We start from the raw sequence: 9,703 nt of genomic DNA, 5'->3' as shown, positions 1-9,703 counted from the left end.
TGTGGCTGCGCGTCGTGGATGACGTCGCGTGGCGCCAGATGGTCACGTCGTAGTTGTTGGGGTTTGTTGTTTTCATTCGGGTATTTCAGGGTGGGTTTCCTTGGGGGGTCGGGGGGCGCCGGGCGGGGGGGCGGGGCGCGCGAGCGTGGGGGGAGGGAAAACCGTCAAAGTCGGGCGAACTCGGTCCCGCGCTCCGGTCGGTGAACGCTGACGGAGCCGGTGTGCACTTCGTAGTACCAGGCGTGCAGGCCGAGGGTGCCCTCGGCGAGCCGCTCGCGCACCGCGGGGTAGCCCCGCAGGGTGTCGAGCTGGGCGAGGGCGTGGGCCTGGATCGCCAGGGGGAGGTCCTCGGGGTCCGCGGCGGGGTCCCTGCCGTCCGCGGAGTGCTCCAGCCAGTGGCGGACGGCGGGCATGGCGGAGAGGTCGTCGCCGCGGAACACGGCGCCCACGGCGCCGCAGTGGGAGTGTCCGCACACGATGATGTCGCGGACCTGGAGCGCGCGCAGTGCGTACTCGATGGTCGCGGCCTCGCCCGTGGGGCGGTCCTCCGCCGGATAGGACGGAACGATGTTGCCCGCGGTGCGGAGTTCGAAGAGCTGACCCGGGCGGGCGCCGGTGATCAGCGAGGGGACGACGCGCGAGTCCGAGCACGTGACGAAGAGTGCTTCGGGGGTCTGGCCGTCCGCGAGATGTTCGAATTGCTTTGCGTTCGCGGCGACGTGCTCGGTGAACGTCCGGGCGTGTTCTACGAGGGATTGCATGGTGGCCTGCCTCCTGCATCCGGCGGTGCCGGGGAGCGGTGTGGTCGGGTCATATTGACGAATGCTCTGTTGGTAACCGGATGAATGTTCGGAATGGTGAGGGTGCCTCACCTAGCGGTTTGCCGGATGGCGGCCGCGATGAGGCCCACTCCGATCGCTTTTTGCGGATACGACTGCAGCAGAGCATAACGACCAGAACTTTGCTATCGCATTACCTTCTCGTGAAGGAACACAAATGCGCCACCCATGTCATTCATTCGGCTTGTTCTTTGTGATAGCCAATGGGTGGGGTGTGCCGCGAGGGAAGGCGGCGCCGTCAGGCGCGGCGGCCGTGCAGAAAGAGGTGCGGCTCGGGTGCGCCGGCCGGATGGTCCGGGGTGAAGAGCGCGCTGTGCTCCCACTCCACAACGATGCCCGCCCGCGTGACCAGGGCGGTGAACTCCTCGGCGCCGAAGCTGGAGACCCGGACCGGCTGCCCCATGAACACCGCGTCGACGCCCGCGGCGTCCACCGGGACCGTCGCGGCGACCAGCAGCCCGCCGGGCCGCAGCGACCGCGCGAGCCGTTCCAGCAGCTCGCGCTGGTCTCCCCGCTCCAGCTGCAGCAGTGAGAAGTACACGCAGACCGCGTCGAACTCGCCCTCGGCCAGGGGGAGATCGCGAACGTCCGCACACCGGAACTCCGCCTCCGGCACCTGCCGGGCCGCGAGCGCGGTCATCACCGGCGACACATCGACGCCCAGCACCCGGTGCCCCGCGTCCGTCAGGGTCCGTGCCGTGGGCCGGCCCGTCCCGCTGCCCACGTCCAGCACCCGGCTCCCCGGGGCCAGGTCCGCCAGCAGCCGCTCCAGCGACTCGCGGTGGGCGGCCGATGCGGCGAAGGCCCTTTCGTACTCCGCGCCCAGCGCGTCGAAGACCGCCGCGGCCGGATGTCCGGGGCCGGCATCCGCGTCCGGAAGCCCCTGGCCGCCACGGGGTTCCCTGCTGTCACCGAGTCCCTGGCTGTCACCCATCGAGGCGATCCTTCCGTGGTCGGCGGCCGGCCGGGATCCGCGTCCCCCGCCGCTGTGAGCGTCCCCCCGAGGGCGGCTGAGTATGCCGGTCCCGCACCCCTGAGTACATACCCCGATGTTCCGGTTCCCGGGCCGCTGTTCGATGAGCGCATGACCTCCGAAGCGCCGCGCCGCCCCCGTATCCAGCACGTCACCACCGCCGGCTCCGCCCTGGCCGTCACGCTGCTGCCGCTCGTGGTCGGCGCCCTGCTGGCCAAGACCATGGCGGCCGATCCGATGACGTCGGTGAACGCGCTCGTCACCAACGGCGCGCACCGTCCGCGGGTGTCGCCCAAGGAGTGGCGCCGGTGCGGCGGCCACGCGCTGCGGCGGCTGCGGACCGCCGACCGGGCCACCCTCGTCCGCACCGGCACGCGCTGACGCCGTCCGGCCGATGAGGTCCGGCCGGACGGCGTGGGGGCGGGCGCGGGGTCAGCGGACCGGCTGGACCTGCCTCTTCCCCTCCGACGACGGCCGCTCGAACTGGGTGCGGTACAGCTCCGCGTACCTCCCGCCGGCCGCCAGCAGCTCGGTGTGCGTGCCGTTCTCGACGACCCGGCCCGCCTCCACCACCAGGATCCGGTCGGCGGCCCGTACGGTCGAGAGCCGGTGGGCGATCACCAGGGCGGTCCGCCCGGCCAGCGCTTCGGCCAGCGCCTCCTGTACGGCGGCCTCCGACGTGGAGTCGAGGTGCGCGGTCGCCTCGTCGAGGATCACGACCCGCTGACGGGCCAGCAGCAGCCGGGCGATGGTCAGGCGCTGGCGCTCCCCGCCGGAGAACCGGTAGCCGCGCTCGCCCACCACCGTGTCGAGCCCGTCCGGCAGCGAGGCGATCAGGCCGTCCAGCCGGGAGCGGCGCAGGGCGTCCCAGACATCGTCCTCGGAGGCGTCGGGCCGGGCGATCAGCAGGTTGGCCCGCACCGACTCGTGGAAGAGGTGCCCGTCCTGGGTGACCATGCCGAGCGTGTCCCGGATCGAGTCCGCGCTCAGGTCGCGTACGTCGACGCCGTTCAGCCGCACGGAACCGGTGTCCGTGTCGTACAGCCGGGGCAGCAGCTGCGCGATCGTCGACTTGCCCGCTCCGGAGGAGCCCACCAGGGCGATCATCTGGCCGGGTTCGGCGCGGAAGGAGACGTCGTGCAGGACCGTGGTGCCGCCCCGGTCGTCGAGCGTGGCGACCTCCTCCAGCGAGGCGAGGGAGACCTTGTCGGCGGAGGGGTAGCCGAAGGACACCTTGTCGAACTCCACGGAGACCGGGCCGTCCGGCACCCGGCGGGCGTCCGGCTTCTGTTCGATCAGCGGCTTCAGGTCCAGGATCTCGAAGACCCGCTCGAAGCTGACGAGCGCGCTCATCACCTCGACCCGGGCCCCGGCCAGCGCGGTGAGCGGCGCGTACAGCCGGGTCAGCAGCAGCGCCAGCGCCACGACGGCCCCCGGCTCCAGGCTGCCGCGCAGGGCGTAGTAGCCGCCGAGCCCGTAGACCAGGGCCAGTGCCAGGGCGGAGACCAGGGTGAGGGCGGTGATGAACGCCGACTGGGCCATCGCCGTACGGACGCCGATGTCACGCACCCGGTCGGCGCGGGCGGCGAACTCGGCCGACTCGTCGGAAGGGCGCCCGAAGAGCTTGACCAGCGTCGCGCCGGGGGCGGAGAACCGCTCGGTCATCTGGGTGCCCATCGCGGCGTTGTGGTCGGCGGCCTCGCGCTGGAGTCCCGCCATCCTCGCTCCCATCCGGCGGGCCGGCACGACGAACACCGGGAGCAGCACCAGCGAGAGCAGCGTGATCTGCCAGGAGATCGTGAGCATCACGGCGAGCGTCAGCATCAGGGTGACGACGTTGGAGACGACGCCGGAGAGCGTATTGCTGAACGCCCGCTGCGCGCCGATCACATCGTTGTTGAGCCGGCTGACCAGGGCGCCGGTCCGGGTCCGGGTGAAGAAGGCGACCGGCATCTTCTGCACATGGTCGAAGACGGCGGTGCGCAGGTCCAGGATCAGGCTCTCGCCCAGGGTCGACGACAGCCAGCGGGTGAGCAGGCCGAGACCGGCCTCGGCGACGGCGATGAGCGCGATGAGCAGGGCGAGCCGGGTGACGGTCCCGGTTCTGGCACCGTCCACGATCGCGTCGACGACTTTCCCGGCCAGCAGCGGAGTGGCGACCGCGAGCAGCGCCGTCAGGACGCTCAGCCCCAGGAAGCGGTAGATCCGCCGCCTATGGGGCCGGGCGAAGACCATGATGCGGCGCAACGCCGTCCGGGAGAAGGGCCGGCGGTCCTGCTGGGCGTTCATCGCACTGTGCAGCGAATGCCACGCGGTGACTTCCATGTCCATGGGGCGCTCCGAGGTCTGACGGCCCCCGGTTCCCCCGACGGCCTGCGGATCCCGTGGGCCGTGCGGCCCGGGTTCACTCGGAACGTTAGGACCTCATGTTTGATTGAGGTCAAGGGTGGCGCGGAGTGAAGGCGCGGGCGCGCCCTGTCCGCGGCGTCGCGCGGACGGTCGGAACGGTCATGCGGGGCTGGCATGATCAGGGGATGGACGAGTGCATGATCGCCGCGTGTGACGGGGCGTCGAAGGGAAATCCGGGTCCGGCCGCCTGGGCGTGGGTCGTCGCCGACGCGCAGGGGAACCCCGTGCGCTGGGAGGCCGGTCCGCTCGGCACCGCGACGAACAACGTCGCCGAGCTCACGGCGCTGGCGGAGCTGCTGGAGGCCACCGGCCCGGCGGCGCGCGTCGAGGTGCGGATGGACTCGCAGTACGCCATGAACGCCGTGACGAAGTGGCTTCCGGGGTGGAAGCGCAACGGCTGGAAGACCTCCGGTGGCAAGCCCGTCGCCAACCGTGAGCTGGTCACCCGCATCGACGCCCTGCTCGCCGACCGCTCGGTGACGTTCCGCTATGTGCCCGCGCACCAGGTGAACGGCGACCCGCTCAACGCGATCGCCGACCAGGCCGCCAGTGAGGCGGCTGTGGCCCAGAGCCCGGCCGGTACGGCGCACGGTGCCACGGCTCTGCCGGTGCCCGCGCCCGCGCGGTCCACGAAGGGGCGATCGGAGGCGTCCGGGGCGTCGGGCGGCGCGAAGGGGCGGAGCGCGGTGAGCGCGTCCCGGAGCGGGCGGTCCACCGGCACGATCGCGGCGCGCTTCGCGGGCCGGTGCCACTGCGGAAAGCCGTACGCGGTCAAGGAGCCGATCGCGAAGAACCCGAACGGCTGGGGCCACCCGGAGTGCCGCACAGCTCCCGCCTGATCACGCGAGGACATCGGGAGGAGCGGCCCGGTGGGCCGTCCGGCCGGTCGCGCAGGCTCGTGGAGATGTCACGGTGCGTTGCGGGGAGGCTCAGACGTCGGCCCAGACGAGGCGGCCCGCCAGCGCGGCGCGGGTGCCCCAGCGGGCCGCCAGCGCGTCGACGAGCAGGAGGCCCCTGCCGTCCTCCGCCAGGTGGTCGAGCGTGTCGTCGTCCGCGTGGCCGTCCGTCGCCGGGGGTCCGGTGACGGGAAGGCCCGCCGAGTCGCCCGGGGAAGCCGGTGCCGGGATTCGGGCCCGGCCGCGGTTCCACACGCAGATGCGCACGCCGTCCGCGGAGCGCAGGAGCCGGCAGCGGATCCGCCGGGTGCTGGTGTGCTGCACGGCGTTGGTGACCAGCTCGGTCACTATCAGGGCCGCCGCCTCGATCCGTTCGGCCGGCTCGCCCCAGGCCCGCATGGCCTCCTGGACCCGGTGCCGGGCCTCCGGAACCCCCCCGGGCAATCGGGGAACCCACCAGCTGTGCGCACCTCGGTCACCACCGGCACCTCGGACACCTCCGTCATCGGGGACACGCTCCGCGCAACTGGCTATTTCCGACATGTATGCACTCTCGACGCAAAACGCATACTTTGCAAGCGACAGAGTGTGCAGTGCTCCGCCCCGGGGCTCGACGAGGAAGGTTCTGCGCATGCGAGCCCGTTCAGGTCCCACCGTGGAGCACCGCGTTCTCGCGGTCCGCCTCCGTATGCTGCGGGAACGCGCGGGAATCAGCCTTCGGGCCGCGGCCGACGCGCTGGACGCCCACCCCGCCACCGTTCGGCGCATCGAACGCGCCGAGACCGGACTCGACGCCCGGCAGGTCGGCGAACTGCTCCGCTGTTACGGCGTTCCGCCCGCTGTGGCCGAGCCCATCATGGCCGGACTCAGCGCCGCTAACCTGCCCGGCTGGTGGCACCGGTGGCGGGACGCGATGGACGGCTGGCAGCAGGACGTCATCGGAGTGGAGTCCTCGGCGAGCCTCGTACGGACCTGGCACCCGGCACTGGTGCCCGAACTGCTGCGCACCCCCGCGTACGCCGCCGCGCTCTACCGTACGCAGTACCCCGACGACACCCCCGGGCGCCGGGAGCGCCGTGTCGAGCTGCTGTGGGAGCGCCGCCGCCGCATGCGCGAGCGCGGGGCCGACCTGTGGGCCCTGTTCCCGGCGGTGGCCCTCCATACGCGGGTCGGCGACCGGGAGACCATGGACGGGCAGCGGGCCGCGCTGGCCGAGGCGATGAAGGAACAGCACGTCACCGTCCAGGTGGTGCCCATGGACCACCCGCCACACCCTCTGACCGGCGTACCGCCCCTGCACATCCTCCGGGTGCCCGCCCCCGAGATCGGGGACCAGGCGGTGCTGGAGACCCCGGGCGTCCGGGTCGACGTCATCGATGATCCCGAAGCCGTGATGGCCCACCGCATCCGGCTGGACGCGGCGTGCGCCGCCGCACCCGGCCCCGGGACCCCGCTGCCGGAGTGATCCGAGGGCCCGCGCTCCCGGGATGCGGCGGGCTCCGGCGCCGTACAGCGTGGGGGAGTGGTGCAGCTGCGCAGGGCCAAGTGGATTCCGTTGGGCGTCGTCGTGCTGGCCGTCGTGCTGGACCTGGTGACCCCGGCGGACGTCACCTCCGCGCCCCTGCTGATAGCCGCCCCGGTCGCCGCGGCACCGCTCCTGACCCTGCGCGGCATCATCGCGATCGGAGCCCTCTCGATGGCGGTCCACGCGGGCCTCGCCCGGTACGACGGCACCTTCGGCTGGCAGCGGGGCGTCGCCAGCCAGCTCACCCTTCTGGCCGTAACCGTGCTGGCCGTCTTCATCAACCGCGCCCTGGAGGGCCGGGACGCCCGGACCCGCCGCGCGCGCCATATCGCCGCCGTGGCCCAGAGCGCCGTCCTGCCCAGGCCTCCCTCGCGCCTCGGCGAGCTCAGGATCGCCGCCCGGTACGTGCCCGCCGAGGACGAGGCCATGATCGGCGGTGACCTCTACGTCGTCCAGGACACCCCGCACGGGGTGCGCGTGATGGTCGGGGACGTCCGCGGGAAGGGCCTGGGCGCGGTCAGCGCGGTCTGCGCGGACCTGGGGGCCTTCCGGTACGCGGCGGACGAGGCGGAGGACCTGCCCGGCCTCGTGGCCGCGCTGGAGCGGGCCCTCCTGCGTGAGGGCGGCCGACGCGGCGGCGAGGAGCAGGACGAGGGGTTCACCACCGCCCTGATCGCCGAGTTCGCCGAAGGCCTCGACGCCGTACGCGTCGTCAACCGGGGGCACCCCCCGCCGGTGCTGCTGGACGCCGAGGGCAGGGCCACCGTCCTCGGGCCCTCCGAGGAGGCGCCCCCGCTCGGCATGAGCGCCCTGGGGCCCTGGTCCTGCCCGGTCGACACCTTCCCGTTCCCGCCCGGCGCCACCCTCGTCTGCTACACGGACGGCGTCACCGAGGCGCGCGACGAGTCCGGGACCTTCTACGACGCGTCCGTCCGGCTGCCCTTCCTCGTCCACCACCGCGCACTGACCGGCGACCCGGCCACCCCGGCGCAGATCCTCCACCTGCTGATCGAGGACGTGGGGCAGCACACCGGCGGCCGGATCCAGGACGATCAGGCGCTCCTCGCCCTGCACCGGCCCCTGCACCGGCCCCGGCCCCTGCACCGGCCCCGGCCCCGGCCCCGCCCGTAGACGTGACGGGCCGCCGTGCGTCGCCGTTCCCCACGTGACCGCCGTGATCAGGTCATTGGTCAAGGAAGTGCTTGACCATAAAAGGTGTGCCACTCCATAGTTAAGGACATGCCTAACTATGGAGGATCGCTCGACCGGGTGTTCCAGGCGCTCGCGGACGGAACGCGCCGGGCCATGGTGGAGCGCCTGATCCGCGGACCGGTATCGGTCAGCGAACTGGCCAGGCCGCTGGAGATGTCGCTGTCGGCGGCCATGCAGCACATTCAGGTGCTGGAAGCCTGCGGGCTTGTCAGCTCCGAGAAGATCGGCCGGGTCCGCACCTGCCGCGTCGAGCCGGACGTGCTGCGGACGGCCGAGGGCTGGCTTGCCGAGCAGCGCACCCCCTGGGAACGGCGCCTGGACCGGCTCGGCGACCATCTGCTCGATGATCCCGGCACACCGGAGCGAGGAAACTTGTGATGATCGACCGTTCTGTCACGCACGCCACATTCACCCTCGAACGCCTCTACCCCGCCACGGCGGTCCGGGTGTTCGCCGCATGGGCCGATCCGAAGACGAAGGCCCGCTGGTTCTCCACGCCCGATGCCGACCATGAACTGGACTTCCGGGTCGGGGGCCGGGAGGTCAACCGCAGCCGCCCGGGCAGCGGCCCATCGCTGACGTTCGAATCCCTGTACCGCGACATCGTCCCGAACGAGCGCATTGTCTACACCTCAGTGCTGCACGTGGGAGACGACCTCGCGGCGGCGTCGCTGACGACCGTGGCGTTCGGCCCGGCCGATGGAGGCACCCGGCTGGTCCTCACCGAGCAGGGCGCCTTCCTCGACGGCCGGGAGGAGCCCTCCTGGCGGAAGCACGGCACCGGCGACTGGCTCGACGCGTTGGACGTCGAGCTGCGAGCGGGAGGACACGAGTGAGCCCGCGGCGCCTCCCGTCGACCAAAACGTGGCCGACCGCATTCCTGCCCGACCCTTCGAGGAGCGTCCATGTCCGACCGTGACCCGATCGCCGAGCTCGGCCCCTTCGGCGATTCCGGCGCCGACGCGACCCCCTGGCCGACCGCACTGCGGGAGCTCCAGCGGGCGCGACTGTTCTGGCTGTCCACCGTCCGCCCCGACGGCCGGCCCCACGTGACACCGTTGCTGGCCGTCTGGGCCGGCGGAGCCCTGTACTTCGCCACCGGCGACCAGGAGCGCAAGGCGCGCAACCTCCACGGCAACCACCACTGCGTCCTGACCACCGGCACGAACGTCCTGGACGGCCTCGACATCACCATGGAAGGCCGCGCGGAGTTGGTGCGCGACCCCACGGAACGCGGCGCCACCGCCGACGCCTACGAGGGCAAGTACGGCAACCTGCTGACCAGCCCGGACGGCACCTGGCACGGCCTCGGTGACACCATCCGCTCGGGCACGGTCCAGCTGTACCGCCTCGACCCGGAGGTCGGATTCGCCTTCGGGAAGGGGGAGACGTACAGCCAGACCCGCTACCGCTTCCACCGCCGGCCTTCCGGACAGCGGTGATGTTTGAGGCGCCGATCGTCGGTCACCCGCACGGAAGACACGTACGACGTATCGACATGACGCATCGACATGGGGAGTGAGCGGAGTTGAGCAGCATCGAGAACTGGCGCCTGCACGCCGCCTGCCGCGACGAGGACCCGGACCTGTTCTTCCCCATCGGGAGCACGGGACCCGCCGTCGTCCAGACCGAGGAGGCCAAGGCCGTCTGCCGGACCTGTCCGGTACAGGCCGCCTGCCTGGAATGGGCCCTGGAGCACAAGCAGGACTCCGGCATCTGGGGCGGCCTCTCCGAGAACGAGCGGCGCTCCCTGAAGCGCCGCAGCCGCAGGCGGGCGGAGGCCCGGGGGCACGGCACGGCCTGACCCGTACCGGGGTGCCCCCCCCGGCCCCGAAAGCTGACACCGCCG

The 9,703-nt window shown here is 72.1% G+C and carries 12 protein-coding genes; 8 read left to right on the top strand and 4 right to left on the bottom strand.

The features are described 5' to 3' along the window. Positions 1 to 164: 164 nt before the first annotated feature. Together ACH4KB_RS32995 and ACH4KB_RS32990 are read right to left on the bottom strand one after the other, a co-directional pair. The gene (locus tag ACH4KB_RS32995) at positions 165 to 761 is read right to left on the bottom strand and encodes a carbonic anhydrase (RefSeq protein WP_398069936.1); all 597 of its coding nucleotides are present in this window, start codon (positions 759 to 761) and stop codon (positions 165 to 167) included. Positions 762 to 1,077: 316 nt separating this feature from the next. Further along, positions 1,078 to 1,773 carry a class I SAM-dependent methyltransferase gene (locus tag ACH4KB_RS32990; RefSeq protein WP_398069934.1) on the bottom strand — a complete coding sequence of 232 codons (696 nt, stop codon included), beginning with the start codon at positions 1,771 to 1,773 and terminating at the stop codon, positions 1,078 to 1,080. Between the two features lie 150 nt (positions 1,774 to 1,923). On the opposite strand from ACH4KB_RS32990, the gene ACH4KB_RS32985 reads away from it, so the two are divergent. Continuing rightward, positions 1,924 to 2,193, top strand: a complete 270-nt coding sequence (locus tag ACH4KB_RS32985; protein ID WP_398069932.1) for a hypothetical protein — start codon at positions 1,924 to 1,926, stop codon at positions 2,191 to 2,193. A gap of 51 nt (positions 2,194 to 2,244) precedes the next feature. Here the strand turns inward: ACH4KB_RS32985 and ACH4KB_RS32980 are convergent, their stop codons facing one another. Next, positions 2,245 to 4,143 (bottom strand): ABC transporter ATP-binding protein, encoded by a 1,899-nt coding sequence (locus ACH4KB_RS32980; protein ID WP_398069930.1) that lies wholly within the window; start codon positions 4,141 to 4,143, stop codon positions 2,245 to 2,247. A gap of 203 nt (positions 4,144 to 4,346) precedes the next feature. Here ACH4KB_RS32980 and ACH4KB_RS32975 point away from each other — a divergent pair, with 203 nt between their 5' ends. After that, positions 4,347 to 5,060 (top strand): ribonuclease H, encoded by a 714-nt coding sequence (locus ACH4KB_RS32975; RefSeq protein WP_398069928.1) that lies wholly within the window; start codon positions 4,347 to 4,349, stop codon positions 5,058 to 5,060. Positions 5,061 to 5,150: 90 nt separating this feature from the next. Here ACH4KB_RS32975 and ACH4KB_RS32970 read toward each other — a convergent pair whose 3' ends face one another. Then, complete coding sequence (locus ACH4KB_RS32970) at positions 5,151 to 5,516, bottom strand: ATP-binding protein (protein WP_398069926.1); 366 nt, start codon at positions 5,514 to 5,516, stop codon at positions 5,151 to 5,153. A 232-nt stretch (positions 5,517 to 5,748) separates the two neighbouring features. Here ACH4KB_RS32970 and ACH4KB_RS32965 point away from each other — a divergent pair, with 232 nt between their 5' ends. From ACH4KB_RS32965 to ACH4KB_RS32940, 6 genes are all read left to right on the top strand, one after another. Next, entirely contained in the window at positions 5,749 to 6,582 is an 834-nt protein-coding gene (locus ACH4KB_RS32965; protein ID WP_398069924.1) for a Scr1 family TA system antitoxin-like transcriptional regulator, read from the top strand. Between the two features lie 57 nt (positions 6,583 to 6,639). Then, positions 6,640 to 7,773: a PP2C family protein-serine/threonine phosphatase gene (locus ACH4KB_RS32960; RefSeq protein WP_398069922.1), complete on the top strand. Its 1,134-nt coding sequence runs from the start codon at positions 6,640 to 6,642 to the stop codon at positions 7,771 to 7,773. A 108-nt stretch (positions 7,774 to 7,881) separates the two neighbouring features. Then, a complete protein-coding gene (locus tag ACH4KB_RS32955) occupies positions 7,882 to 8,232 on the top strand; it encodes an ArsR/SmtB family transcription factor (RefSeq protein ID WP_398069920.1) in 351 nt (116 codons plus the stop codon). After that, a complete protein-coding gene (locus ACH4KB_RS32950) occupies positions 8,232 to 8,690 on the top strand; it encodes an SRPBCC family protein (protein WP_398069918.1) in 459 nt (152 codons plus the stop codon). Before ACH4KB_RS32955 ends, ACH4KB_RS32950 begins: the two co-directional genes overlap by 1 nt. A 69-nt stretch (positions 8,691 to 8,759) precedes the next feature. Beyond that, positions 8,760 to 9,296, top strand: a complete 537-nt coding sequence (locus tag ACH4KB_RS32945) for a pyridoxamine 5'-phosphate oxidase family protein (protein WP_398069916.1) — start codon at positions 8,760 to 8,762, stop codon at positions 9,294 to 9,296. Between the two features lie 95 nt (positions 9,297 to 9,391). Then, the gene (locus tag ACH4KB_RS32940; protein ID WP_398069977.1) at positions 9,392 to 9,658 is read left to right on the top strand and encodes a WhiB family transcriptional regulator; all 267 of its coding nucleotides are present in this window, start codon (positions 9,392 to 9,394) and stop codon (positions 9,656 to 9,658) included. Positions 9,659 to 9,703: the final 45 nt, after the last annotated feature.

The organism is Streptomyces sp. NPDC017520 (assembly GCF_044329855.1).
Classification (GTDB): domain Bacteria; phylum Actinomycetota; class Actinomycetes; order Streptomycetales; family Streptomycetaceae; genus Streptomyces.
The sequence above is the reverse complement of the archived record's forward strand: the minus strand, read 5'-3'. Positions and strand labels throughout refer to the sequence as shown.

Bases quoted from the DNA above. Each gene is read 5' to 3' on its own strand.
- ACH4KB_RS32945 (WP_398069916.1), top strand. From the start codon at position 8,760: ATGTCCGACCGTGACCCGATCGCCGAGCTCGGCCCCTTCGGCGATTCC.
- ACH4KB_RS32970 (WP_398069926.1), bottom strand. From the start codon at position 5,516: ATGCGGGCCTGGGGCGAGCCGGCCGAACGGATCGAGGCGGCGGCCCTG.
- ACH4KB_RS32985 (WP_398069932.1), top strand. From the start codon at position 1,924: ATGACCTCCGAAGCGCCGCGCCGCCCCCGTATCCAGCACGTCACCACC.
- ACH4KB_RS32995 (WP_398069936.1), bottom strand. From the start codon at position 761: ATGCAATCCCTCGTAGAACACGCCCGGACGTTCACCGAGCACGTCGCC.
- ACH4KB_RS32980 (WP_398069930.1), bottom strand. From the start codon at position 4,143: ATGGACATGGAAGTCACCGCGTGGCATTCGCTGCACAGTGCGATGAAC.
- ACH4KB_RS32955 (WP_398069920.1), top strand. From the start codon at position 7,882: ATGCCTAACTATGGAGGATCGCTCGACCGGGTGTTCCAGGCGCTCGCG.
- ACH4KB_RS32990 (WP_398069934.1), bottom strand. From the start codon at position 1,773: ATGGGTGACAGCCAGGGACTCGGTGACAGCAGGGAACCCCGTGGCGGC.
- ACH4KB_RS32950 (WP_398069918.1), top strand. From the start codon at position 8,232: ATGATCGACCGTTCTGTCACGCACGCCACATTCACCCTCGAACGCCTC.
- ACH4KB_RS32965 (WP_398069924.1), top strand. From the start codon at position 5,749: ATGCGAGCCCGTTCAGGTCCCACCGTGGAGCACCGCGTTCTCGCGGTC.
- ACH4KB_RS32975 (WP_398069928.1), top strand. From the start codon at position 4,347: ATGGACGAGTGCATGATCGCCGCGTGTGACGGGGCGTCGAAGGGAAAT.